Consider the following 23,502-nt stretch of genomic DNA (forward strand, 5'->3'; position numbering starts at 1 on the left):
TTCCCCTAAAATAGAAACTCAGAAGATTGTTGGCCAAAGGTACGGCCAGCGTCCGCAATACTAATCTTTACGTAGCCGCATACTAACTCCGTGAGCCAGCCTGGGGTTTTCATTTTCTGGCCCCAGCGGCGCTTTTGGCGCATCGTACTTTTGGCTGTCAATTCGTCGCGCGTGCCGCGCGCTTCTTTTTTGTCCCGCATGAATTATTTTTCCCTACCCCCTCACCTAGCTGCGACCGCTCGCCAGGCCGGCCTGCGCACCTGGCAAACGGGCCGCCTGTTTCGGCAGCTGGCCCAGCGCGCCCTCGACTCAGTGCAGGAGGTATTGCGCGCCGAAATTCAGGGCGGCCACGCCCGCCTGGTCGCCGATTTTCTGGCCGATAAGGCCCTGCCCGCCGCCCGCGCCCTGCTGCTCGAGCGCATGGCCGCCCGCATGCTGTTGCGCCTGGGCCTGCGCGGGGCATTCATGACCAACGTGGCGGGCTGGGTGCTACCCTTTGTGCTCGAAAAACTATTTCAAGCGGCCCGCGCCAGCGGCCTGCTCGCCCGCCTCGAAGCCAACCCCACCGTGGCCGACGCCCTGGGCCGCCTCGACGAATTGCGCCACGCCGCTAGCCGCTTGCTCTTCCCCGATGGCGACTCCGAGGCCCGCGTTCTCACCGATGCCGAAGCCGCCGCACTGCTCCAAGAGCCGGTAAAGGAGCTGGGAAGCGGCAAGTAGGGCGCGGAGCCGGCCCCGCGCCCTACCGCAAAAAACAAAGCGGGGCCGCGCAGCCCAAGTGTGCCGCGCGGCCCCGCCGCTGAGTAAGTATTATTCAGCGTTAGCTCTTCTGCCCCTTGTTGTCATTTTTGAGGTCTTCCGTGGGGGTTGTGTCCGAACCTTGCAGCTGGCCGGCGGCGGCCAGCAGGGCGCTGCTCAGCTTCTCCACGTGCGGGCGGGTATTGCCCTCGGCCAAGGTGGCAGCGCGGGCAGTTTCATTGCCCAAGCGGTGCAGCAAGGTGCCAACCTGGCTGCCATCGTAAGTGCCCCCGTGCAGCAGCGCTTTCAACGCCTGCAAGTCTACCACCAACTGGTGAAACTCTGGGTTACCAGCGGCTTTCAGGTCCTCAACCCACCGCTGCAGGTGGTTGTCGAGGCCGGCGCGACTGGCTTCTTCCGGGAGGTCGCCCATCAGTAGCTTAATAGCCCCTTCGAGGTGTACTTGGTGTTGAACTTCGGTCTTTTCCATGAGTCAGGTAAGAAAGTGGGTGGGTAGGCCCGTGGTGGGCCCGTCCGGCTATCCAACGCAAGGCAGCGGGTAGAAGTTAGCTTTTTTGAGGTTAGGAGTTAAGCGTCAGGAGTTAAAAAAACAGGGGACGACACGCTAGCAAGCATGTACCGTCCCCTATTCTTTAACTCCTGACGCTCAACTCCTACCTTCTACCTCCCCAAAATCTACTCAATTTTCCCCATGCGCTCCTTCACGGCCTCCAGGGCCACGCGCTGATTCACGATGTCGGCGCGAGCGGCCTCCTGCTCTTTCAAGTTGGTGTCAACCTGGTTGTTAAGCTGCTGCAGCTCTGCCGCATTGGCCCCTAGCAGTTGCTGAATTTCAAGCTTACGGGCCTTGTTCTTTTCGATTTCCTTCTTCACGGCGTCCGCCTTGGCGATAACGGCCACGTGGTTGTTCTGCGAGGTTACGAGTGCCTTCTCGGCATCCGTAATCTGGGCTACCAGGTCTTCGCGGTACATAGCGCGGGCAAAGTCTTTGAGGTACTTCTCAGCGGCCTTCCACTGGGTAGGCGTGGCGGCCTGACCGAGGTAGGCGTTACCCAGGTCGATGCTCCACCATACGCCGGTGCCAGTGGGTAGGGCATCGACGCGGCTGATAACGCGAACGGGCGTGGGCGAGATATCAGTAATCGTGACCCCATCCATCGTAATGGTGCCCTTGTTATTCTTGACCTTCCCCGGAAACTGGTCGTTGAGCTGCTTCAGCCAGGCAGTTTCTACGCGCTTATTGTCGAGCTGCATGCTCACGCGCTGGCCTTTACGGGGAATGTTATTGATATTCTGGTCCGCCTCGTCCACGGGTGAGCGTTGGGCTGACACGTGCAAGGCTCCAAGCAGGAGCATAAATAGTAGTAGTACGTTTCGTTTCATTGTTACAAAATAAAGCAGGGTAAAAGAAAGGTTAAACTATAAAAAGTGCAATGTTAAGTGGTTCTATAACCTTCTGGATGGCCAAATTTAAGGACTTATTGGCAATTGAAACAGGCAGTAGTACTTTTTTTTTGATAATTTATTTTTTCTTGTTTAAGTACCACAAACCCACTCGCTCATGCCAGCCTAACAAAACCAGTTTTCGACGGTTACAAACCTCATGCCCCAACTTACTATTTGCCGAGCCGAGCACTTTAACGCCGCCCACCGCCTGCACAACCCAGCTTGGGATGAGGCGCGCAACCAAGCCGTATTTGGCAAGTGCAACAACCCCAACTATCACGGCCATAACTACAACCTGACTGTGCGCCTGACCGGCGAAATAGACCCCGAAACGGGCTACGTGTTTGACCTCAAACAGCTCGGTGACATTGTGAAAGAGCAGGTTATCAATCGGTTCGACCACCGCAATCTTAACCTGGACACAGAGGATTTTCGGGCGCTAAACCCTACGGCCGAGAATATCGCGGTGGTGATTTGGCGGCGGCTGCGGGCGGCCCTACCCCCCACGCTCACGCTGGCCGTGACGCTGCACGAAACAGACCGTAATTTTGTGGAATATTATGGAGAATAACATTGCCGTACCTGCTGCCAGCCCCATGCCGGTGGCCGACCACCCGGATGACCACCTACCCCCTGGCCTGCGCACGCCGCTACGCCCCGACGCCTTCGATGAGCCCGACGAGCAGAAGATTACCGCTATCGCGGGCCACTTTCGGGCTATTATGCAGGAGCTGGGCCTCGACCTAACCGATGACAGCCTGGCCGGCACCCCGCGCCGGGTGGCCAAAATGTACGTTCAAGAGTGGTTTAACGGCCTAAACCCAGCCCACCGCCCCGAGGTGCGGCTTTTTGAGAACCGCTACCAGTACCAGCAGCTACTAGTAGAGCGCGACATCACGGTGTTTTCGTGTTGCGAGCATCATTTCGTGCCCATCGTGGGAAAGGCCCACGTGGCCTACTTGCCTGGTAGCCATGTGGTTGGCCTGAGTAAACTTAACCGGGTAGTGCAATACTACGCCCGCCGCCCGCAGGTGCAGGAGCGCCTCACGCGCCAGGTAGCCGAGCACCTGCGCCAAAGCCTGGGCACCGACGACGTGGCCGTGCTCATTGAAGCCGACCACCTCTGCGTAATGAGCCGCGGCGTGAACGACACCAGCAGTTCGACTATCACCAGCGAATATGGAGGTAGGTTCTTAGAAGACAGTACGTTGCGTAATGATTTTTTGCGCCAGATTGGCAAGTAATATTTCGTTTTTCGCTGCTCGTTTTCCTTTTCCTTTCTTAGCAGCCTAGTGCGCTGCTGGCCAGCAACACGAAAAACGAGCGACGAAAAACGGACATAAGGAGCAACGAAAAACGAAAACCATGAAAATCCTCATCACTGGCGGCACGGGTATGATTGGGCAGCGGCTGGCCGAGCTGCTGCTGGACGGCGGCCACGAGGTGGCCCTGCTCACGCGCGAGCCGCAGCGAGCCAGCCATTTCCGGCTCTTTGGCTGGGACCCGCAGGCGGGCACTGTTGACCCGGCCGCCGTGCCCTACGCCGATGGCATCGTGAACCTGGCGGGCAGCAGCGTGGCCGAGGGCAAGTGGACGGCCGAGCGCAAGCACGAGATTCTGCGCTCGCGCCTCGATGGGCTGGAACTGCTGCATCGCGAGCTGGCTAAGCCCGGCCACCACGTGCAGACGCTGTTATCGGCATCGGCCATTGGCATTTATGGTGACCGGGGCGACGAGCTTTTGTACGAGGACTCGCCTACTGCGGCCCCGGCCGATGATTTCCTGGCCGACGTGGTAATTCAATGGGAGGCCGCCGCCCGGCGCGTGGCCGAGCTAGGGCCGCGGGTAGTGCTGCCGCGCATTGGCATCGTGCTCAGCCCCGCGGGCGGGGCGCTAGTGCCGATTGCCAAAACCGTGCGCTACGGCGCGGGTGCGCCGCTGGGCTCGGGCCGGCAGTACATGAGCTGGATTCACCTCGATGACCTGTGCCGCCTGCTGGCGCGGATGCTGGAAGACCCACTCTGGCAGGGCGAGTACAACGCCGTGGCCCCGCATCCGGTTACCAACCAAGAGTTTACCGAAACGCTGGCGCAGGCCATGCACCGCCCGCTGCTGCTACCCAAGGTACCCGCTTTTGGCCTGAAGCTGGCGATGGGTGAGATGAGCGAAATCGTGCTGGGCTCGCAGCGCGTGAGCGCCGATAAGGTGCTCAGCCAGGGCTTCACCTACGAATACCCAGAACTGCCGGCGGCGCTGGCCTCTTTTTACGAATGAGTAGTAGCGTGGACTCTGCAGAGTCCGCACAATAGAAAAGTTGTTCAACGCTACCACGCGCGGACTCGCAGAGTCCACACTACTGCAAAATTATTTTCGTTGCCGCCCGCAAGTCGGCGGCGCGGGGGGCATAGGTCAACGGCTCGGCATAGCCCACCAGGATGCCGGGCACGCCGAGCCGGGCCCCAGCTTCGAGGTCGCGGGCGCGGTCGCCTACCAGCCAGCAGCAGGCCGGGTCGAGACGAAAGCGGGCCACCGCTTTTTCGAGCATCCCGGAGTCGGGCTTGCGCAAGATGGACTCGCTGACGGAGGGATGGCTGGCGGCGAAATACAGCGCATCGAGCTGATAATCGCAGGCTTGCTGCAGAATCTCGTGGCAGGCCCGCACGTCGGCGCTCGTATAAAGCCTTTTAGCAATGCCGGCCTGGTTGGTGATGACGATTAAATAATAGCCGGCGGCCTTGAGGCGGGCCAGGCTCTCGGGCACGCCGGGGCAGATGCGGAAGCGCGCGGGCGTCCAGACGTAATCGCCCATTTCCTCGTTCAGTACGCCGTCGCGGTCCAGAAAAATGGCGCGGTTCATAGGTTGACTGGCTAATGGTTGAGGGCTGCTAGTTGATTGTTGAATCAGCAAAACGCAAAGCTCTCACTATTTGCGCGTTCCTACCCCCCAATCACCAAGTAACCCTCCCCAATCAACAACCAACCATGCGCATTGCTATTATCGGCGGGGGCCTTACGGGGCTCACGCTGGCTTACTATCTGCAAAAAGCCGGCGTGGCCTACGACCTGTTTGAGGCCAGCGAGCGGGCGGGTGGCAACCTGCACTCGCCCTACCCCCTTGCCGGCTACCAGCTCGAAGCCGGCCCCAACTCCTTGCTGCTCAGCCCCGAGCTTGAAGAACTACTGACCGAGCTGGGCCTGGCCGACCAGATTCAGGAAGCGGCCCCGGTGAGCCAGCACCGCTACGTGCTGCGCGGGGGCCAGTACCGGGCGCTGCCGGCTTCGCCGCCGGCGCTGCTGGCCAGCTCTTTTTTTAGCTGGAAAACCAAGCTGCGGCTACTGGGCGAGTTGCTGCGCCGCCCTACCCCCCCCGTGCCGGGCGAAACGGTGGCCGCGTTTTTTGCGCGTCACTTCGGGCCCGAAGTGGTGCAGTACGCCGTGAACCCGTTCGTGGCGGGTATTTACGCCGGCGACCCGACCGAGCTGCTGCTTTCGCTCACGTTTCCGCAGCTGGCGGCCCTGGAGGCGCGGCACGGCTCGCTGCTGCGCGGCTTGGCCAAAGGCCCCAAAGCCACCCGCCGCCGCACCATTACGCTGCGCGGCGGTGTGCAAACGCTGACCGATGCGCTGGCCGCCCGGCTCAGCAGCTACCATTCAGGCGCGGCTGTCAGCGCGATTAAGCAACTGGCAATCAACAAGTATCAAGTAGCAAGTAGCAAGCAACCAACAGCGAGCAACACTACTTACACCAACATCGCCCTGGCGCTGCCCGCCTACGCGGCGGCCGAGCTGCTGCGGCCGCTGCACCCGGCGGCGGCGGCGGCGCTGGCGGCCGTGCCCTACCCCCCCCTGACGCTCGTGTACTCGGCCTACGACCGGGCGGCCGTGGGGCACCCGCTGGCGGGCTTCGGGGCGCTGAATCCGCGGGTGGAGGGCACGTATTCGGCGGGCTCCATCTGGACCAGCTCGCTATTCCCGGACCGGGTGCCGGCCGGGCAGGTGCTGTTTACCAGCTTTGTGGGAGGTAGCCAGTTTGCGCGGCAGGCCCAAGAGCCGGAAGCCGCGCAGCTGGCGGCCGTGGATGCGGAGCTGCGCCGCCTCTACGCTATTAGCGAAGCGCCGCGCTGGCAGGGGCGCTACTACTGGGCGCGCAGCATTCCGCAGTTTGGCGCGCACCTGGCGGCGGCGCGGGCGGCCGTGGCCCCGCTGGCGGCGCAGGGCATCGTGGCGGTGGCCAACTGGCAGGCCGGCGTGAGCGTGCCCGACTGCGTGAAGTACGCCCGGCAGGTAGCGGAAAAAATGGGGAACGAGGAGGGAAGAAGTAGCTGTTGAAATAAAATTCCTCCTTTCTCCTTTCAACTTGTCAGTTACGCAACCCAATCCTTACCCGCGTTATCTTTGTGAGCGATGAGTAAAGTGGCTGCCGGCTTAGTTTTAATACCGACGTACAACGAGCGGGATAACGTGGAGCTTGTTATTCGGGCAGTACTGGGACTGCCGAAAGAGTTTCACGTCCTGATAATTGACGACGGCTCGCCCGACGGCACGGGCGCGGTTGTGCGCGGGCTATTGCCAGCGTTTGGGGGCCGGCTCTTTCTGGAGGAGCGGGCTGGTAAGCAGGGCCTGGGCACGGCCTATATTTTTGGCTTTCGCTGGGCGCTGGCGCGAGGCTACGATTTTGTGTTTGAGATGGATGCCGACTTTTCGCACAACCCCCAGGACCTGCTGCGCCTCTACGACACCTGCGCCGTGCAGGGCTACGACCTGGCCATCGGCTCGCGCTACAGCGACGGCGTAAACGTGGTGAACTGGCCCATGAGCCGGGTGCTAATGTCGTATTTCGCCTCCAAATACGTGCGCTTCGTGACCGGAATGCCCATTCACGATGCCACGGCGGGCTTCAAGTGCTACTCGGCGCGGGTGCTGCGGGCCATCGACCTGAGCCGGATTCACTTCGTGGGCTACGCTTTCCAGATTGAGATGAAGTGGCTGGCCTACTGCCTGGGTTTCCGGCTGAAGGAAGTGCCGATTATCTTCACCGACCGCACGCGGGGGCAGTCCAAGATGTCGAAAGGCATCTTCCGGGAGGCGTTGGTAGGGGTAGTGCAAATGAAGCTCAGCAGCTGGGTGCACCCGCCGCGCCGCACCGATACCGCACCGCAGGGCCAACCAAGCGTGAGCCTAGGATAAGCTTTCGCTGGCCGGTTGCCCGTCGAAGAGGCTAAAACGGCCAGCCGAACCCTACCTCCCATTCCACTCCCCGGCCAGCGAAAGCTTACCCTAGGCTGGCATTTTTGCGTACTGAGAAAGCACAACGCTACCGGATGCAAGCCACTCCCCTTTTCTGGATTCTATTTAACCTGTTGATAATCGGGCTCTTGTTGCTCGATTTATTGGTATTTAATCGCCGGGCACACGCCGTGGGCATGCGCGAGGCACTGGGCTGGAGCGCTTTTTGGATAGCGCTCTCGCTGAGCTTTAATTTTCTGGTATACCGCATGATGGGCCACGCGGCCGGCCTGCAATGGCTGACGGGCTACCTCATCGAAAAGGCGCTGAGCGTGGACAACCTGTTCGTGTTCCTACTCCTTTTCACCTACTTTAAGGTGCCGGCCGAGTACCAGCACCGCATCCTGTTCTGGGGCGTGCTGGGGGCGCTGGTGCTGCGGGGCGTGTTCATCGTGGCCGGGGCGGCGCTGCTGGCCAAGTTTCACTTTCTACTCTATATTCTGGGCGCATTTTTGGTGTATACGGGGGCGCGCATGGCGCTCAGCGGCGACGGCGAGCCCGAAATTGACCCGAGCGGCAATATTGTCGTGCGGTTTTTGAGCCGGCACCTGCCCATTACGCGGCAGCTCGACGGGGGCCGGTTTTTTACCCGGCGCGAAGGCGTGCGCTTCGCTACCCCCTTGCTGGTGGTGCTAGTCATGATTGAGACGACTGACGTGGTTTTTGCCGCCGACTCGATTCCGGCCATCCTGGCCATCACCCGCGATACGTTTATCGTGTACACCTCCAACGTATTTGCGCTGCTGGGCCTGCGGGCGCTGTATTTCGCCCTGGCGCGCCTCATGGTGCTCTTTCACTACCTGCACTACGGGTTGGCGCTCATTCTAATTTTTATCGGCGGTAAATTGTTGACAGAAAGTTTTTTACGCGAACACTTCAACTTTGAGCTATCCGTGCCGGTTTCCCTGGGCGTGGTGGGCGCGCTGCTGCTGGGCGCGGTAGTCGCCTCGCTGCTACGGCCGAAAAATAATGCATAACGGGTAGTGAGTAGTGCTTAATTAGCAGTCACTACTCACCAATTACTAAACACTAATCACTCCTTTGAATCACCTTGCCGAACACTTGGCCGCGGGCTTTGCCCAGGTGCCGAAAACGCTTTCTTCCAAGTATTTCTACGATGCAGCGGGCAGTCGGCTTTTCCAGCAGATAATGGGGCTGCCGGAGTACTACCCCACCCGCACAGAGCTGGCTATTTTTCGGGCGCAGGGCGCGGCTATTGGGCGGGCGCTGGCGGCAGGTGCGGCGGCCGGGCAGCCACTGGACGTGGTAGAGCTGGGCGCGGGCGATGGCCTAAAAACCAAGCTATTGCTACGCGAATTACTGGGCCAAACCCTATCCATCATTTACGTACCAGTGGATATTTCGGCCTCGGCTTTAGAGGAGCTGGTGGCCTCGCTACGGCAGGAGCTGCCGGCCCTGCCCACCGCGCCGCTGGCCGCCGAGTACGGGGCCGCGCTCACGGCCCTGGCCGAGCGGCCCGAAGCTAAGGCGGTGCTCTTTCTGGGCTCGAACATCGGCAACTTCGCGCCGGCCGAGCAGGCGGAGTTTCTGCGGGCGCTGGCCCGGCCGCTCACGCCCGCCGACCGCCTGCTGGTGGGCTTCGACCTGCGCAAGGACCCACGCCGCATCCGGGCAGCCTACGACGATGCGCAAGGCGTCACGGCCGAGTTTAATTTTAACCTGCTGCGCCGACTCAATGCCGAGGCCGGAGCCAACTTTGACCTGGCACAGTGGCAGCACTTTCCCGATTACGACCCCAGCACCGGGGCTATGCGCTCGTGGCTGGTGAGCCGCCGCGCCCAGACCGTGCAGGTAGCCGCGCTGGCCGGCCAAACCTTCGAAATAGCCGCCTGGGAGGCCATTCAGACCGAAAGCTCTTATAAATTTACCCTCCCCCAGATAACTGAATTGGCCGCTACGGCGGGCCTGCGGGTGGTCGAGGTTTTCCAGGACGAGGCCGGCGACTTTGCCGATGTGGTGCTGGCGGTGGAGGGGTAGGGCCGTAATTTTGAGGCTGTTAAAATTCAGTAGTACGTCCTGCTCATCTGGCGTCCGCTTGTCGAAGCATCTCTACTGCGCAAGTAATCTCTGACGCTTGAGGTTAGTTACGCGGGCGAGATGCTTCCGCGTCAGCAGGACGCGCTTGTACTTGTATAAAGCTAGCAATCAGTAATTAACCTGTGAAATCCCACCTCCGCCCGACTATTCTTTTGGCCTACCCCGTGGTGCTGAGCCAGCTCGGCCACATTCTGGTGGGCGTGACCGACTCGGTGCTGGTGGGGCATTTGGGCAAGCTGCCGCTCGATGCGGTGGGTATGGGCGTGAGCACTACTTCCTTGCTGCTGGTGCTGGGGCTGGGCATTAGCATGGGGGCGGTGCCGCGGGTGGCGGCCGCCAATGGGCGCGGCGACGACGAGGCGCTGGGCCGCCTGCTGGTGGGCACGGTATGGGTTAACATGCTGGTAGGCACGCTGCTGGCCGCCCTGAGCCAGCTGCTGCCACTGGCCCTACCCCACCTGGGGCAATCGGCCGAAGTGGTGGCGCTGGCCACGCCCTGGGTGCGGTTGGTGGGCCTGTCGCTGCTGCCGCTGATGGTGTTTCAGGGCTTCCGGGAGTGGGCCGAGGGGCTGGGGCTCACCCGCCAGGCCATGCAACTCTCCATCGCGGCCAACGTGCTGAACGCACTGCTGTGCTATGCGCTCATCTTCGGGCACTTTGGCGCGCCAAAGATGGGGCTGATGGGCTCGGCCTGGGCTACGCTCATCTCGCGCCTGGGCATGGCGCTGCTGATGGCGCAGTTCGTGCTGCGCAACCGCGAGCTTGGCCCCAAGCGCCCGGCCGTGGCGGCGGCCTGGCTGCGGCCTGGCCTGGCCGAGCTGCGTGGCCAGCTGGCGCTGGGCCTACCCATCGGCATGCAGATGATGCTGGAAGTGGGCGCGTTCAGCCTGTCATTTTTGATGATTGGCTGGCTGGGCACTACGCCCCAGGCGGCGCACCAGATTGCGATTAATGTGGCTTCGGTGACGTACATGGCGGCCACGGGCATCGCGGCGGCAGCCACCATTCGGGTGGGTAACCTGCGCGGCAGCGGCGACTTGGTGGGGGCGCGACAGGCCGGTTTTGCGGCCTACTGGCTGGCGTTTGGGTTTATGAGCGCGATGGGGCTGCTGCTGGTAGCGTTTCGCCATTTTATTCCACCATTTTATAATACCGACCCGGCCGTAGTGGCGCAAGCGGCCACGCTGCTGGCCATCGCGGCGGCGTTCCAGGTGTCGGATGGCCTGCAAGTAGTGGGCCTGGGCGCGCTGCGGGGCCTGGAAGACGTAAAAATCCCTTCGGTGGTGGCCCTGCTGGCTTATTGGGCGCTGGCCCTACCCCTGGGCTACGGCCTGGGCTTTGGGCTGAAGCTGGGCGCGCCGGGCGTGTGGCTGGGGCTGCTCACGGGCCTCACGGTGGTGGCGGGCGTGCTACTGCGCCGCTTTCGCCGCCTGAGCGCGCCGGGCAGCGCGGGCCCGGCCGCAGAAACCCCGGCCGAAGATTTCGCCCACGCCGAGGAGATGGCCATTCTGGGCCAGCCGGCCGGCTAAGTGGCGGAACTTGCCGGGGCGAATGGGAATTAGATAGAAATAAGATTTACGGAAAATCGTTTGTCATGACCGCGCTTCGCTCGTCATGACAAACGGGTTTTTAATTATTTCTACCCCCATTAATTATTCCGATGCGCTTTCTTTCGGCAATTATTTTAGTAGTAAGCTTATTATCCATTAAAACAGCGTTCGCGCAGGCTGCCGTGCCGCTGCCGGCGGGGTCCATTCGCTGGTCGGCTGGCCGGCCACTGCGGGTGACCGACTTTCAGGGCCGGCCCCGGCCCGGCCAAACGCACGCCGCCCTCACTTCGGCCAATATCAACACCGGGGCCATTTGCCGCGATAATATTTTCGTGGGCACTGCGCAGGCAAGCTTTACCCCGACTGCCTCCTGGGTGCGCGACCCGGCCCGCCTGACACCCGCGCTGCTGCGCCACGAGCAGCTGCACTTCGACATCGCGGAAGTGTACGCGCGCCGCCTGCGCCAGCAGCTGGCCGCCCTGCGCCTGCCCTGCAACCAGCTCGGCGACCGCTTCAACCGCCTCAGCCAGGCGGCCTACGCGGCCTGGCAGAAGGCAGAGGACGACTACGACCTCGACACCAACCACGGCCTGCAGCACGAGCGCCAGGCGCAGTGGGAAGCCCAGGTGCACCAGCAGCTGCTGGACCTGGCCGACTTTGCCGAAGAAGACGCCTGAGTTACTTTTGGCCCTACCCCCTACCCCTGCTTATGCTGACCTGGGACGAGTTTGCGCGCGTTGATATTCGGGTGGGCACCATCGTGGAGGCGCGCGAATTTGCGCGGGCCCACCGCCCGGCTTACCAGCTGGTACTGGATTTTGGGCCCGAAATCGGTCTCAAAAAATCGAGTGCCCAGCTCACGCGCCACTACTCCCCGGCCACGCTGGCGGGGCGGCAGGTGCTGGCCGTGGTCAATTTTCCACCCAAGCAAATCGGCCCGTTTCGCTCCGAAGTGCTGGTGCTGGCCGCACCCGATGCCGCCGGCCACCCGGTGCTGCTGGCGGTGGCCGGCCCCGTGCCCAACGGCAGCCGGGTGCACTAGCACTTAGCGAAGCACCAGCCGGGTAGTACGGATGCCCTCCGCACCGACCAGCCGCAATAGATATAGGCCGCGAGGTAAGTCACCCGTGGGTACTAAGTTGGTCGTACCGGTCAGCTGCTGCTGCCACACCGGGCGACCCACTTCATCCAGCAGGGCAGCCTCCAAGGGCTGGGCAGTAGGTGCGTGAATAGTTACGTGGTCGGTAGCCAGGGTTGGGTACACCTCAACGTCCGCCAGCAACTGGCTGGCTCGGCTGGCCGTAACGGTGCTGGAACGGTTCAGGTAAGTATGCACCGTGTTGTCACCCGCACAGCCCACGATGATATCGGGGTATGAGTCGTTGTTGAGGTCGGCCACTTGCAAGACCGATGGATTGACTCCCGTGGCCAGCACCACAGGGGGAATCGTGGCGTAGCTAAGAGCAGAACCTGAGCCGTCATGCTGGTAAACGCGTAGCTTGTTATCCGCTGTTACGACCAGTAACTCGGGGTAGGAGTCGCGGTTAAGGTCGGCCAGCAGTACCCGCCGGGGCGAGGCGGGTAGAGTGTAGGAGTAGCCCCGATTGAAGACGAAGTTGGGCGCGGTGCGCAGCACGACTACCTCGTTACTGCCTGCGTAAGCAATGGCCAGGTCAGCCAGCATGTCATTATCAATATCCTGAGCGCTGGTGTGCACCGGCCCGCGGGCGCTGGAGCGGATGGAAGCCAGTTCCAGCTGGAAATTGGCGATAATGTGCACCGTATTATCGGTCGAGTCAGCCACTACTTCGTCCAGGAAGCCATTCAGGTCGAAGTCAGCCAGCGCCAGGTTCATGGAGGCGTTGGCCGTCCGATTAAAATAGGCAGCCGAGTACTGGCGGTAAGTATGGGGAATGGGGATGTAGGTATCGTTGTAATAACTGTCGTAAGCCATGTAGCTCCCGAAATAGGCCGGGTAGATGTAGACGAAATCGGGGGTACCGTCCTGGTCCACGTCGGCCTGCGTCAGCACGGGGCGCGGGCTAGGAACGCTCGCACCAAAGCCAGGGGTCAGTACCCGGCGTACGAGGTTGCCCGTGGTATCCTGGTCGTCGCGCAGCATCGTCCACTGGCTGCTGGGGCCGCTCAGAGCCATCAGGTCGGCGCTGTAGACGTTGCGGTTCCGACCGAAGGAAACCAACCCGCTGGGTGATTGACCTACGTCGTAGGTGAATTTAGCTTTGGGGTAGGTGCCAGCGGCCGAGCGCATATAGAGGGCCACCTGGCCCAGGCTGCGCTCGCACACGGCGATGTCGCGGTGGCCATCGTGGTTGAAGTCGTTAGTGGCTAGGGCACTCAGGCCAGCACCGGGTGGTAGCGTCACTACAGCATCTGCTTGTAAGCGAACAGCCGGGCCAGTTTGAGCGCTAGCAGTACTTAACCTAAGTAGTATCAATAGGTGCAGCACAAAAAATTTCATATTAAAAAAATTAACCATTTATTATAATTTCTTGATACAATTGCGTTTAACAAAATAAAAAATAAAATAGGGCAATGTCATGTCGACCATCTTAGCTGGAGTTAATGATATCTGTAATCACTAATCCCGAACCAGCAAATAGGATTATGGGTATAACTTAAATAATAGCTAAAAATAACATTCCTAACAAGGGAAATAATGCTATTACCCACACTCCCAGCCCACGAAAAAAACCTTGAGTATATGTTTCATTTATCCATTTATTTCTTAATAAATTATAAAGACCCTCATACTTTTTACTATTTAAATATACTAGTATTAAAATTGAAAAAAATCCAACTATTTCTATACTTTTAGAATATGGGTTAATTTGATGACGTGTAAAATTAACTCTGATGAGTGTAGAAAATAAAAGAGCAACATACAGTACTTGAATTCCACTAATTGCAATAATAGCAGTACTTGAATCACTACCATCCCATTTGTAGTAAAATTTAGCTATTCTATAAAAAACATAGTTAAATAAATTACTCATATAAATATTACTTATAAGTAATAATCTTCATTAATGAGGAAATGCACTGACTACTGATTCTTTAATATTTGAGTTAAAACCTTGGCCTTCAATTGCGGCATCAATGCCAGTGCCAAGCCTATCGGAGATAGATTTACCAGATGCAAGTTGCACACCAATATCAGCTACTGCAAATACTATTCCTGCTACTGCCAATGGTGGGCAAAAAGTAAAGGCAAGGCCAAGAACTACTTTAGCTGCATCACCATAAGTAAGACCATTATCATCATTTGCACTCTCAATGAGTGTGGCTGCTGCTCCTACAAGTCCTAAAGACTTACCAATTATACTAGAAATCCCTAATGTTCTTCGCTCTGCGAAAGAGCGCAATGATTCAACTCCATAACTATGTTTGAGTGCTAAATCAACTCCCGTTCCTTCAAGACTTAATAAGCCAACGCCACCAGATGCTGAAAGAGACGTTTCACCAAAAGCAGGGTCACCTTCTCTAAAACCACTATTGAAATTTAGTCCTAATTGAAAAGCTTTAGGTAATGCATTAAATGTAGCAATAACCGAGAAATTACCAAGGTTTACGTTATTGCCAATAATTCGCTCCGATGAATTATCATATCTGTTGGTTTGAGAAAAAGAGCCCCAAATCCCATTTCTTTGCATTACATCAGAATTTTTGGTGATACCCCCATCGCTTCCGCCTCCACCCCCACTGCTATAGCTCCCTTCGTCCGCAGAACCATTAAAAAAGGCATCAATTAATTCACCCCACGAACTGAATTCCGACAGTGCCCCTGTTGGGTCATTAGCTGCGATTGGATTACCGAGCGCAAACTGATAGGGAGTCCAATCAGGCGTAGTATCAGCCAGTGGGTCCACCCCCGTAAAGCGTCCAGTAGCTGGGTCGTAACTGCGGTAGAACGTGCTGTAAATTCCGGCCTCCGTGCCCAGCAGCTCATCCTGCAAGGGCGAGCCGTCGTTAAACTACTCCTTGCTCCGGTTTGCTACGGCAGCCGAGCGCACTAGTAGTGGCGGGGCACGCCGGTACCACCCATTTTCTTGGCGCGCGCGGCTAGCGAGTCAACCACGACCACGTAAATCTCATCCAGGTCTTTGGCATGGACGGCGTAGTAACGGTAGCTGCGCTCGAAAGTCGAGTCGGCCGGCGGCACGTTATTGCGCCAGAAAAGCTCGCGCTGCTCGCTCAAAAACAAGGCACGGGCCGAATCGGGCGACAGGCGGCTCCCCTCGATGCGGCTTTCGAGCAGGTGAATTTGTACGAGCAGGCTCTCCATCTGGTCTTTGGTGAGCAGGTGGGGCGGCTTGGGTACCTGCTCGGGGCGCTCGCAGCCGGGGGCGGCCAGCAGCAGCGCCAGCAGCAGGCCGCGGGGGATGAACGATAATCTCACCCCCAAAAATACGTCTGCGCCGTAGCTTCGCCTACCCGCCCCCGCTTGCCGGCAAGCTAAAGCTCATCCTACTTATGCCGCCCCCTACCCCTGCCCGCCTGCCCGCCCGCCTCACGGCGCTGGTGCGCCGCCTGCGCCACCTCGAAATCAGGATGCGCCAGGCGGTGGAGGCGCAGCTGCAAGGCAATTTCGGGTCGGTTTTTCGGGGGAATGGGCTGGAGTTTGACGACGTGCGCCTCTACCAGTACGGCGATGAGGTGCGGGCCATCGACTGGGCGGTGAGCAGCAAAGGCCACGGCACGTTCGTAAAAACCTACAAGGAGGAGCGCGAGCAGCAGGTGCTGGTGGCCCTCGACGTGAGCGCCTCGCAGCGGGTGGGCGGCGGGGTAGGCGGCGCACCGAGCAAGCTCGACCTGGGCCGCGACCTGGCCGGGGTGCTGGCGCTAAGCGCCGCCCGCCAGGATGCCGCGCTGGGCCTGCTGGCTTTTTCGGACCAAAAAGAGCTGTACCTCCCCCCCACCAAAGGCCTGCGGGCGGCCTACGCCCTGCTCCAGCGCCTCTACGACCTGGTGCCGGCCTCGCCGCATACCAGCGTGGGGGCAGGCATTCGGCAGCTGCTGGGGCTGGTGCGGCGGCGCAGCCTGGTGGTGCTCATCTCAGATTTTATTGATGAAGGCTACGAGCGCGAGCTGACCATGCTGGCCCGGCGGCACGAGCTGGTGGTGGTGCAGCTGCTGGCCCCGCAGGAGGCCCGGTTTCCGGCGCTGGGCATCGTACCCCTGCGCGACGCCGAAACGGGCCTGTTGCGCTGGGTCGATACCTCGGCCCCGGCCTTCCGGGCGCAGCACGCGGGGCAGCTGCTAGTCCGGCAGCAGGCGTTGCGCACCCTCTGCCGCCGCCAGCGCGTGAGCCTGCTCACCCTGCGCACCGACGAAGACTTCGTGCCCCAGCTGGTTGGCCTGTTTCGCCGGCGCAACCAATGAGTGGGATGCGGCACTACGTACTTTTTTTTCGCAAAATACCAGCAATCAGCTTTTTGTTTAGCTTGTTGTTGGCCGGGCCGGGCCGGGCCGGCAGTGGCCAGGGCGGCGGGCCGGTGGGGCGCTTCTCGCGGGCGGCCGTGGGGGTAGGGCAACCCCTGCGCTACGAGCTGCGCTACGCCCACGACCCGGCCGAAGAAGTCATCTTTCCCGATTCGTTGGCCAACTTCGCGCCCTTCGAGTATGCGGGGAGGCGCTGGCTACCCACGCGCACCCAGGACGGCCGCAGTCTCGACCGGGTAGAATATGAGTTGCGCACGTTTTCGCTGGCTCCGGTGCAGGCCCTGCAAGTGCCGGTGCTGGTGCTGCGTGGCCCCCGCGATACGCTGCGCCTGCTACCCCCGGCGGCGCAGGTGCGGCTGCTGCGCATGGCCCCTACCCTGCCGGCCGGGGCCAGCGGCCCGCCCGCGCTGCGCACGGGCTACCGCTGGCTACCGTTGACTCCGGCCTTCGACTACCCCTTCTGGCTGGCGGGGCTGGCGGGCGGGCTGGCGCTGGGCGGCGGCGCGTGGGCGCTCTACGGCCGGCGCTGGCGGCAGCGCTACAGTCGCTACAAGCGCCGCAAAAACCACGTATACTTTCTGGCGCAGTTTGCTCGCAACACCGAGCGTTTCACGCTCTCGCGCTCGGCGGCGGTGGTGGAGCGCACGGTGTCGTTATGGAAAAATTACTTGTCGAGCCTCGAAAATAGTAATCTTAACTCTTTAACTACTAAAGAGTTAACTCAGTATTTTAATAATGATGAGGACGTGCGCCGCGCCCTGCGCGCCACCGACCGCGTAGTGTATGGCAACCTGCTTAGCGAAGACGCCCAGGAGGTTGACGCGGCCTTACTGCGCCTGCGCGCTTTTGCCGAGCAGCAGTACGCTTTAATAAGTATTGGGTAGTCGGCACCGGGCAATAAGTACTAAAAGAACGGTCGTGCTCATCTGCTATTTCCATGTATTAACCCTTAATTCCTAAATAAACATGCCTCACCTTGTAGTACTTACCGGCGCGGGCGTGTCGGCGGAAAGCGGCATTCGGACCTTCCGCGACACCAATGGCTTGTGGGAGGAGCACCGGGTGGAAGACGTAGCCACGCCCGAGGCATTTGCCCGCAACCCGGCGCTGGTACTTGATTTTTATAACCAGCGCCGCGCCCAGGCCCGCCAGGTGCAGCCCAACGCCGCGCACCAGGCCCTGGCCGGCTTCGAGGCCGCCCCTGGCTGGACGGTCAGCCTCATTACTCAGAACGTGGACGACCTGCACGAGCGCGCCGGCTCCTCCCACGTATTGCACCTGCACGGCAGCCTCACCCAGATGCGCTCGGTGAAAAACGAAACCGCCATCTTCGACTGCCCCGGCGACATCGCGCTGGGCGACCTGGCCGCCGATGGCGGGCAACTGCGGCCGCACATCGTGTGGTTTGGTGAAATGGTGCCGGCCATTGAGGAAGCCGCTGAGCTAGTGGCGACCGCCGATGCGCTGCTGGTCGTCGGTACCTCGCTGCAAGTGTACCCGGCCGCCGGGCTGCTGCACTACGCGCCGGCCGGCTGCCCGGTCTACGTCATCGACCCGCACCAGCCCGAGGTGAGCGGCCGGCGCGGCGTGCGCTACGTGGCAGAGCCCGCCAGCACCGGCGTACCGCGGGTGCTGAAGGAGCTGACAATGAAGTAGTAGCCGGTCGCAGAGACGTGACCCTTCGCGGCTCTCTTTACTGAACAATCGTGTGCGTGGGGAGAGACGCGAGGGGTCGCGTCTCTACGCCCTACCCCCCTCACCGGTCGCGGTACTGGTAGAGAATGCCCGTGTCGAAGGGCGTCCAGAGGCAGGCGCGCTGGCCGCATACTTTGAGGCCCGTGTTGGCCCAGGTATTACAGGTATTGAGGATGCTGTAGCGGCTGTTGGCTTCGTAAAAGGCATCATGGTCGCCGTAGCTGTGGCCGGGCACCCAGTTAAACTGGCCGGTTGCGTCGCGCTGGAAGCTCTTTTCGATGTAGGCGATAAGGTGCCGGTACTGGGTAGGCGTGAGGCGCAGCGGCACGCAGAGCGGGCCAGGGCGCAGGTCGGCCTCGCGGTAGTAGGTGGTGTGCATCAGCGTGGTACTCAGCCAGAAACCGGCCCGCACGGCGGTGCGCGGCTTCAGCTCGGCCCAGGTGGGGGTTTCGAGGTAGAAGCCCTTATCACCCCAACCAATGCCCACGTAGTGGTAAGTGGTATCGTGGGCCTGGGTATTGCCGGGGGGTAGCTGCCGGGTCCAGTCGATGTAGCTGGTTTGCAGGGGCACCACCAGGTCGGTGTGCACGCCGTTGGAATGGATGAAGAAGGGAATGGTAGCAGCTTCATCGGTCGGCGCTTTGGCCACCGGAATGCGCGAGAATACCTGGGCCACGCTCCAGTACCCGGCCACGGCTCCTACCAGGCCCCCAACGGAATAGGCAACTATTTTCAGACTTTTACGCAGCAGGCGTGCCATAAAGGGAAGTTATTTTTACCCGCAAGTACGCGATTCTGCCAAAAGTAACCCGCGCCGCCGCCCTACCCCCCTCCACCTGCCCGAAGGGGGGTAGGACCAGGCTACACCTTGCCCTGACCCACGCAGGTCACGCCAAACAGCTTATTGGCGGGGGCTATTTTCATTTCGAGCGAAGTCAGCCCCAGCAGAATGCGGTTGACCAGCGGGTGGAAGGGCCGCATGTTGGAAGCCGCATCCTGCCCGCGCAGGTTGTTGAACTGGCGCACCGACCACACCAGCGGAAACAGCCCGCCGTAGAGGTAATAATTACTGATTTGGCGGAAGCCGGCCTGCCGCAGCACGCCACGCAGCATCGGGATGCGGTAGCGCCGGTAGTGGCCCAGAAACACGTCGTGCCCGCTCCACAGCGACTGAAACGCGGGTACCGTGATGAAGAAGTAGTTATTATCGCCTACGCAGGCCGCTTTTACGCTTTGAAGCATGGCCAAGTCGCTTTCCAAGTGCTCCAGCACGTCCATCATAATAACGAGGCCGTTCTCAATTCGAGCCGGAATGGCGTGTACCTTCTCCACCTTCTGACCCTGGGTAGCGGCCATTTCCTCCGCCGAATACCCGGTATCGACCAGGTAAATTTTGCGCAGCTTGTCGCCGAATTTTTTCTCCAGCTCCAAGGCAAAAAAGCCCGAGCCCGAGCCAATATCCACGATGGTTAGCGGCTGGCCCGCCGCCAGGGCTCGCTGGGTATAGCGCAACAGGGGCAGCTTCTTGCTTTGGTAATACCAGTGCACGTCGGGGTTGACGCCGTTTTCAAGCTCTTTTAAATCCATTAGGGCAGGCTATTGATGGAGATAGGGGTAGGGCGGCAAATATACCCGCCGGCGCACCAGCCCCTACCACCGCTGCTGCACCTGCGGCCGAATATGACGGTCGTAGATAGCGCGCACGGCGGTCATTTGCGCGGCGGTCAGGGCCGGCATTCGCTCCGTTTGGATGTTGGAGACCAATTGCTCGGGCCGCGACGCGCCCGGAATAACGCAGCTCACCTCCGGGAACATCAGCACCCAGCGCAGGGCCGACTGCGCCAGGCTAGCGGGACCGGGCAGCACTTTTTTCAGCTCTTCCACCGCCGCCAGGCCGGTTTCGTAGTCCACCCCCGAAAAAGTTTCACCCTGGTCGAAGGCCGCCCCGTCGCGGTTGAAGTGGCGGTGGTCGTCGGGCGCGAAGGTCGTTTGGGTTGAAAACTTGCCTGTGAGCAGCCCGCTCGCCAGCGGCACCCGCACTATCAGGCCCACCTTGCGCCGCGCGGCTTCCGGAAACAGCAGCTCGGCCGGTCGCTGCCGGAACATGTTGAAAATCACTTGCAGGGTGGTCACGTTCGGGAATTCGATGGCTTTCAGCCCTTCCTCCACTTTTTCCACGCTCACGCCCAGGTTCTGAATTTTACCCTCGTCCTTGAGCCGGTCAAACAGCTCAAATATTTCGGGGCGGTAGTACACCGCCGGGGGCGGGCAGTGCAGCTGCACCAGGTCGAGGGTATCGAGCTGCATGTTGCGCAGGCTGTCTTCCACGAAGCCGCGCAGGGCGGCCGGCTGGTAGGCCTCGTTGGTGTGGGGCTGAATGCGCCGGCCACACTTGGTGGCCACGTAGATGCGCTCGCCGGCGCAGCGGCGCACGAGGCGGCCCACGGCCTTTTCGCTCTCCGCGTCGCCGTCGCCGTACACGTCGGCCGTATCAATGAAGTTGATACCCGCGTCCACGGCGGCATCCAGAATGCGGTCAGCGTTAGCGGGGCTAAAGGGCTCGCCCCACTTGCCGCCCACCTGCCAGGTGCCAAGGCTAATTTCAGAGATGGAAAAGCCGGTTTTGCCGAGGGTGCGGTGGTTCATGGGGGTAGGAAGGATTGGAGATTCCTCCTACCCCGTCCGGCAGGCGCGGGTTGCGTTTGGGTGCAGTTAATGCCGGGCGCGAGCCAACCCCGCACACAAAACGGCCGCCCCGGTTTCCCGAGACGGCCGTTTCAGCAGTAGCAAAAATTGCGTTTAGAACGCCCCTACCCCACCCGTTTCCAGCTTAATCAGGTTCAGGGCCGAGCCAGCCCGGAACCAGCCAATTTGACCCTCATTATACGTGTGGTTGACGGTGAGCAGGTCGGTATCACCATCGGCGTGGCGCAGGCGCACTTGCAGCGGCTGGCCGGGCGCGAAGCTCGTGAGGCCCAAAATATCCACTTGGTCGTCTTCCTCAATCAGGTCGTAGTCGGCCTTGTTGGCGAAAGTGAGGGCCAGCATTCCCTGCTTCTTGAGGTTGGTTTCGTGAATCCGGGCGAAGCTTTTCACCAGCACGGCGCGCACGCCCAGGTGGCGGGGTTCCATCGCGGCGTGCTCGCGCGAGCTGCCTTCGCCGTAGTTCTCATCGCCCACCACGATGCTGCCGACGCCCATGCTTTTGAGCGTGCGAGCGGCCACCGGCACGGCCACGTAGGGGTTGCCCTGGATACCGCTGGCTTTCACGGCGTTGGTTTCGCCGGTGAAGGCGTTGGTCGCGCCGATGAGCATGTTGTTGGAAATATTATCCAGGTGACCGCGGAACTTGAGCCACGGGCCGGCCATGCTGATGTGGTCGGTGGTGCACTTACCTAGCGCCTTAATAAGCACGCGCAGGCCCAGCAGGTCCCTGCCTTCCCAGGGCTTAAAGGGCTCCAGTAGTTGCAGGCGGTCGGAATTTCTATCAACCAGCACCTGCACGCCGCTGCCATTGGCAGCGGGAGCCTGGAAGCCCGCGTCTTCCACGGCAAAGCCGGCCGGGGGCAATTCCACGCCCACGGGCTCGTCGAGCTTCACCGCGCCACTACGGCCGGGCAGGGTGTCGGTGAGGGGGTTAAACGTGAGGTTGCCGGCAATGGCAAAGGCGGTCACGATTTCGGGCGAGGCCACGAAAGCGTGGGTATTGGGGTTGCCATCGTTGCGCTTGGCGAAGTTGCGGTTAAAACTCGTAATAATCGAGTTTTTGCGCTTGGGGTCGTCGGTGTGGCGGGCCCACTGCCCGATGCACGGACCGCAGGCATTGGCCAGCACTACCCCCCCCATCTCGGCGAAGGTATCGAGCAGACCGTCGCGGGCCACGGTGTAGCGCACCTGCTCCGAACCAGGCGTAATGGTGAATTCGGCGTTGACGGTTAGGCCCTTATCCACGGCCTGCTTGGCGATGCTGGCGGCGCGGGTAATATCCTCGTAGCTCGAATTGGTGCACGAGCCGATGAGGCCCACTTCCAGCTTCTCGGGCCAGCCGTGCGCGCGCACGGCGGCGGCAAACTCCGAAATCGGCCAGGCCGCGTCCGGCGTGAACGGGCCGTTCACGTAGGGCTCCAGGGTGTTGAGGTCAATCTCGATGAGCTGGTCGTAGAAATCGGCGGGGTTGGCATACACCTCGTCGTCGGCGCGCAGGTGCTGGGCCACGCCCCTGGCCAGGTCGGCGATATCGGCGCGGTCGGTGCTGCGCAGGTAGTCGCCCATCTTCTCATCGTAGCCAAAAACGGAGGTCGTGGCCCCGATTTCCGCGCCCATGTTGCAGATGGTGCCCTTGCCGGTGCAGCTCAGGTTCTCCGCACCTTCGCCGAAATATTCCACAATGGCCCCGGTGCCGCCCTTTACGGTTAGGATGCCCGCTACCCGCAGAATCACGTCCTTGGCCGAGGTCCAGCCGCTGAGCTTACCGGTCAGCTTCACGCCAATCACCTTCGGGAATTTCAGCTCCCAGGGCATCCCGGCCATCACGTCCACGGCATCGGCACCGCCCACGCCGATGGCCACCATGCCCAGGCCGCCCGCATTAGGGGTGTGCGAGTCGGTGCCAATCATCATGCCGCCCGGAAAAGCGTAGTTTTCGAGCACTACTTGGTGAATGATACCCGCGCCCGGCTTCCAGAAGCCAATGCCGTATTTATTGGATACCGAAGCTAGGAAATCGTAGACTTCGCGGTTTTCCTCGTTGGCCAGGGCCAAGTCCTCGGTGGCCCCATCGCGGGCCTGGATGAGGTGGTCGCAGTGCACGGTGCTGGGCACGGCGGTTTTGTCGCGGCCGGCCTGCATAAACTGAAGCAAGGCCATCTGGGCGGTGGCATCCTGCATAGCCACGCGGTCGGGGGTAAAATCGACGTAGCTCACGCCGCGCTGGTACGCTTCCCCAACTTTGCCCCCGTAGAGGTGGGCGTAGAGGATTTTTTCGGTGAGCGTGAGCGGGCGGCCCACGGCCGTGCGGGCCGCTTCAATGCGCGAGCCGAGGCCCGCGTACACGGCCCGAATCATATCAAGGTCAAACGCCATAGGAGGGAGAGTGGGGTTGTTAGCTTACGCGCAAAAGTACTTCGCACGGCAGGCAAGTTGGTAGTTTAGCCGCATACTTAGAACCGGTCCAGATAAAGGATGGTTCGGGGCACTACGCGGGTGGTTTGAACCCTGCGAGCGCGGAGGTTTACGCAGAAAAGGTAGC

The 23,502-nt window shown here is 60.7% G+C and carries 26 protein-coding genes; 14 read left to right on the forward strand and 12 right to left on the reverse strand.

The window, feature by feature from the left end; translation table 11 throughout:
* Positions 1-5 precede the first annotated feature (5 nt).
* A complete protein-coding gene (locus tag LC531_RS08630; RefSeq protein WP_223649899.1) occupies positions 6-200 on the reverse strand; it encodes a hypothetical protein in 195 nt (64 codons plus the stop codon).
* Between LC531_RS08630 and LC531_RS08635 the strand changes: the two genes are divergently transcribed.
* Entirely contained in the window at positions 199-720 is a 522-nt protein-coding gene (locus tag LC531_RS08635) for a hypothetical protein (protein ID WP_223649900.1), read from the forward strand. The two genes, LC531_RS08630 and LC531_RS08635, sit on opposite strands and share 2 nt — an antisense overlap.
* A gap of 100 nt (positions 721-820) precedes the next feature.
* Here LC531_RS08635 and LC531_RS08640 read toward each other — a convergent pair whose 3' ends face one another.
* Positions 821-1,228, reverse strand: coding sequence for a hypothetical protein (locus tag LC531_RS08640; RefSeq protein ID WP_223649901.1), 408 nt, complete (start codon positions 1,226-1,228; stop codon positions 821-823).
* Positions 1,229-1,434: 206 nt separating this feature from the next.
* Positions 1,435-2,115: a DNA repair ATPase gene (locus tag LC531_RS08645; RefSeq protein WP_223649902.1), complete on the reverse strand. Its 681-nt coding sequence runs from the start codon at positions 2,113-2,115 to the stop codon at positions 1,435-1,437.
* Positions 2,116-2,362: 247 nt separating this feature from the next.
* On the opposite strand from LC531_RS08645, the gene LC531_RS08650 reads away from it, so the two are divergent.
* The 3 genes from LC531_RS08650 (at position 2,363) to LC531_RS08660 (ending at position 4,479) form a co-directional block, all read left to right on the forward strand.
* Entirely contained in the window at positions 2,363-2,776 is a 414-nt protein-coding gene (locus LC531_RS08650; protein ID WP_223649903.1) for a 6-pyruvoyl trahydropterin synthase family protein, read from the forward strand.
* Complete coding sequence (gene folE, locus LC531_RS08655) at positions 2,766-3,449, forward strand: GTP cyclohydrolase I FolE (protein WP_416138954.1); 684 nt, start codon at positions 2,766-2,768, stop codon at positions 3,447-3,449. The genes LC531_RS08650 and folE overlap by 11 nt, the downstream gene beginning before the upstream one ends.
* Positions 3,450-3,570: 121 nt before the next feature.
* Positions 3,571-4,479, forward strand: a complete 909-nt coding sequence (locus LC531_RS08660; protein ID WP_223649904.1) for a TIGR01777 family oxidoreductase — start codon at positions 3,571-3,573, stop codon at positions 4,477-4,479.
* A 79-nt stretch (positions 4,480-4,558) separates the two neighbouring features.
* On the opposite strand, the gene LC531_RS08665 is transcribed toward LC531_RS08660, so the two are convergent.
* Positions 4,559-5,062 carry a D-glycero-alpha-D-manno-heptose-1,7-bisphosphate 7-phosphatase gene (locus tag LC531_RS08665; RefSeq protein ID WP_223649905.1) on the reverse strand — a complete coding sequence of 168 codons (504 nt, stop codon included), beginning with the start codon at positions 5,060-5,062 and terminating at the stop codon, positions 4,559-4,561.
* A gap of 125 nt (positions 5,063-5,187) precedes the next feature.
* Here LC531_RS08665 and hemG point away from each other — a divergent pair, with 125 nt between their 5' ends.
* From hemG to LC531_RS08700, 7 genes are all read left to right on the forward strand, one after another.
* The gene (hemG, locus tag LC531_RS08670) at positions 5,188-6,534 is read left to right on the forward strand and encodes a protoporphyrinogen oxidase (protein WP_223649906.1); all 1,347 of its coding nucleotides are present in this window, start codon (positions 5,188-5,190) and stop codon (positions 6,532-6,534) included.
* An 84-nt stretch (positions 6,535-6,618) separates the two neighbouring features.
* Positions 6,619-7,392 carry a polyprenol monophosphomannose synthase gene (locus tag LC531_RS08675; protein WP_223653906.1) on the forward strand — a complete coding sequence of 258 codons (774 nt, stop codon included), beginning with the start codon at positions 6,619-6,621 and terminating at the stop codon, positions 7,390-7,392.
* A 104-nt stretch (positions 7,393-7,496) separates the two neighbouring features.
* On the forward strand, positions 7,497-8,468 hold the full coding sequence (locus LC531_RS08680; protein WP_336245503.1) for a TerC family protein: 972 nt from the start codon (positions 7,497-7,499) through the stop codon (positions 8,466-8,468).
* 64 nt (positions 8,469-8,532) lie between these two features.
* Complete coding sequence (gene egtD / locus LC531_RS08685; RefSeq protein WP_223649907.1) at positions 8,533-9,489, forward strand: L-histidine N(alpha)-methyltransferase; 957 nt, start codon at positions 8,533-8,535, stop codon at positions 9,487-9,489.
* Between the two features lie 182 nt (positions 9,490-9,671).
* A complete protein-coding gene (locus LC531_RS08690) occupies positions 9,672-11,078 on the forward strand; it encodes an MATE family efflux transporter (RefSeq protein ID WP_223649908.1) in 1,407 nt (468 codons plus the stop codon).
* A 131-nt stretch (positions 11,079-11,209) separates the two neighbouring features.
* The gene (locus LC531_RS08695) at positions 11,210-11,776 is read left to right on the forward strand and encodes a DUF922 domain-containing protein (RefSeq protein WP_223649909.1); all 567 of its coding nucleotides are present in this window, start codon (positions 11,210-11,212) and stop codon (positions 11,774-11,776) included.
* A gap of 32 nt (positions 11,777-11,808) precedes the next feature.
* On the forward strand, positions 11,809-12,141 hold the full coding sequence (locus tag LC531_RS08700) for a tRNA-binding protein (protein ID WP_223649910.1): 333 nt from the start codon (positions 11,809-11,811) through the stop codon (positions 12,139-12,141).
* 3 nt (positions 12,142-12,144) lie between these two features.
* Here LC531_RS08700 and LC531_RS22890 read toward each other — a convergent pair whose 3' ends face one another.
* From LC531_RS22890 to LC531_RS08720, 4 genes are all read right to left on the reverse strand, one after another.
* Complete coding sequence (locus LC531_RS22890) at positions 12,145-13,482, reverse strand: FG-GAP repeat domain-containing protein (protein ID WP_223649911.1); 1,338 nt, start codon at positions 13,480-13,482, stop codon at positions 12,145-12,147.
* 253 nt (positions 13,483-13,735) lie between these two features.
* Positions 13,736-14,113 carry a hypothetical protein gene (locus tag LC531_RS08710; RefSeq protein WP_223649912.1) on the reverse strand — a complete coding sequence of 126 codons (378 nt, stop codon included), beginning with the start codon at positions 14,111-14,113 and terminating at the stop codon, positions 13,736-13,738.
* 30 nt (positions 14,114-14,143) lie between these two features.
* Positions 14,144-15,073: an RHS repeat-associated core domain-containing protein gene (locus LC531_RS08715; protein WP_223649913.1), complete on the reverse strand. Its 930-nt coding sequence runs from the start codon at positions 15,071-15,073 to the stop codon at positions 14,144-14,146.
* A gap of 56 nt (positions 15,074-15,129) precedes the next feature.
* Entirely contained in the window at positions 15,130-15,516 is a 387-nt protein-coding gene (locus LC531_RS08720) for a DUF4296 domain-containing protein (protein ID WP_223649914.1), read from the reverse strand.
* Positions 15,517-15,590: 74 nt separating this feature from the next.
* On the opposite strand from LC531_RS08720, the gene LC531_RS08725 reads away from it, so the two are divergent.
* The 3 genes from LC531_RS08725 (at position 15,591) to LC531_RS08735 (ending at position 18,215) form a co-directional block, all read left to right on the forward strand.
* A complete protein-coding gene (locus LC531_RS08725; RefSeq protein ID WP_223649915.1) occupies positions 15,591-16,499 on the forward strand; it encodes a DUF58 domain-containing protein in 909 nt (302 codons plus the stop codon).
* Between the two features lie 53 nt (positions 16,500-16,552).
* Positions 16,553-17,443 carry a hypothetical protein gene (locus LC531_RS08730; RefSeq protein WP_223649916.1) on the forward strand — a complete coding sequence of 297 codons (891 nt, stop codon included), beginning with the start codon at positions 16,553-16,555 and terminating at the stop codon, positions 17,441-17,443.
* 82 nt (positions 17,444-17,525) lie between these two features.
* Positions 17,526-18,215: an SIR2 family NAD-dependent protein deacylase gene (locus LC531_RS08735; protein ID WP_223649917.1), complete on the forward strand. Its 690-nt coding sequence runs from the start codon at positions 17,526-17,528 to the stop codon at positions 18,213-18,215.
* A gap of 100 nt (positions 18,216-18,315) precedes the next feature.
* On the opposite strand, the gene LC531_RS08740 is transcribed toward LC531_RS08735, so the two are convergent.
* The 4 genes from LC531_RS08740 to LC531_RS08755 all read right to left on the reverse strand — a co-directional run bounded on the left by LC531_RS08740 (position 18,316) and on the right by LC531_RS08755 (position 23,336).
* The gene (locus LC531_RS08740; protein ID WP_223649918.1) at positions 18,316-19,014 is read right to left on the reverse strand and encodes a TIGR02117 family protein; all 699 of its coding nucleotides are present in this window, start codon (positions 19,012-19,014) and stop codon (positions 18,316-18,318) included.
* 101 nt (positions 19,015-19,115) lie between these two features.
* On the reverse strand, positions 19,116-19,841 hold the full coding sequence (locus tag LC531_RS08745; RefSeq protein WP_223649919.1) for a class I SAM-dependent methyltransferase: 726 nt from the start codon (positions 19,839-19,841) through the stop codon (positions 19,116-19,118).
* A gap of 63 nt (positions 19,842-19,904) precedes the next feature.
* Complete coding sequence (locus tag LC531_RS08750) at positions 19,905-20,900, reverse strand: aldo/keto reductase (protein ID WP_223649920.1); 996 nt, start codon at positions 20,898-20,900, stop codon at positions 19,905-19,907.
* Between the two features lie 153 nt (positions 20,901-21,053).
* Positions 21,054-23,336, reverse strand: coding sequence for an aconitate hydratase (locus LC531_RS08755; protein ID WP_223649921.1), 2,283 nt, complete (start codon positions 23,334-23,336; stop codon positions 21,054-21,056).
* Positions 23,337-23,502 lie beyond the last annotated feature (166 nt).

This window comes from Hymenobacter psoromatis (genome assembly GCF_020012125.1).
GTDB lineage: Bacteria > Bacteroidota > Bacteroidia > Cytophagales > Hymenobacteraceae > Hymenobacter > Hymenobacter psoromatis.

Bases quoted from the DNA above. Each gene is read 5' to 3' on its own strand.
- LC531_RS08645 (WP_223649902.1), bottom strand. From the start codon at position 2,115: ATGCTCCTGCTTGGAGCCTTGCACGTGTCAGCCCAACGCTCACCCGTG.
- LC531_RS08660 (WP_223649904.1), top strand. From the start codon at position 3,571: ATGAAAATCCTCATCACTGGCGGCACGGGTATGATTGGGCAGCGGCTG.
- LC531_RS08725 (WP_223649915.1), top strand. From the start codon at position 15,591: ATGCCGCCCCCTACCCCTGCCCGCCTGCCCGCCCGCCTCACGGCGCTG.
- LC531_RS08700 (WP_223649910.1), top strand. From the start codon at position 11,809: ATGCTGACCTGGGACGAGTTTGCGCGCGTTGATATTCGGGTGGGCACC.
- LC531_RS08735 (WP_223649917.1), top strand. From the start codon at position 17,526: ATGCCTCACCTTGTAGTACTTACCGGCGCGGGCGTGTCGGCGGAAAGC.
- LC531_RS08750 (WP_223649920.1), bottom strand. From the start codon at position 20,900: ATGAACCACCGCACCCTCGGCAAAACCGGCTTTTCCATCTCTGAAATT.
- LC531_RS08710 (WP_223649912.1), bottom strand. From the start codon at position 14,113: ATGAGTAATTTATTTAACTATGTTTTTTATAGAATAGCTAAATTTTAC.
- hemG (WP_223649906.1), top strand. From the start codon at position 5,188: ATGCGCATTGCTATTATCGGCGGGGGCCTTACGGGGCTCACGCTGGCT.
- LC531_RS08630 (WP_223649899.1), bottom strand. From the start codon at position 200: ATGCGGGACAAAAAAGAAGCGCGCGGCACGCGCGACGAATTGACAGCC.
- LC531_RS08635 (WP_223649900.1), top strand. From the start codon at position 199: ATGAATTATTTTTCCCTACCCCCTCACCTAGCTGCGACCGCTCGCCAG.
- LC531_RS08695 (WP_223649909.1), top strand. From the start codon at position 11,210: ATGCGCTTTCTTTCGGCAATTATTTTAGTAGTAAGCTTATTATCCATT.
- folE (WP_416138954.1), top strand. From the start codon at position 2,766: ATGGAGAATAACATTGCCGTACCTGCTGCCAGCCCCATGCCGGTGGCC.
- LC531_RS08640 (WP_223649901.1), bottom strand. From the start codon at position 1,228: ATGGAAAAGACCGAAGTTCAACACCAAGTACACCTCGAAGGGGCTATT.
- LC531_RS08740 (WP_223649918.1), bottom strand. From the start codon at position 19,014: ATGGCACGCCTGCTGCGTAAAAGTCTGAAAATAGTTGCCTATTCCGTT.
- LC531_RS08665 (WP_223649905.1), bottom strand. From the start codon at position 5,062: ATGAACCGCGCCATTTTTCTGGACCGCGACGGCGTACTGAACGAGGAA.
- LC531_RS08755 (WP_223649921.1), bottom strand. From the start codon at position 23,336: ATGGCGTTTGACCTTGATATGATTCGGGCCGTGTACGCGGGCCTCGGC.
- LC531_RS08745 (WP_223649919.1), bottom strand. From the start codon at position 19,841: ATGGATTTAAAAGAGCTTGAAAACGGCGTCAACCCCGACGTGCACTGG.
- LC531_RS08650 (WP_223649903.1), top strand. From the start codon at position 2,363: ATGCCCCAACTTACTATTTGCCGAGCCGAGCACTTTAACGCCGCCCAC.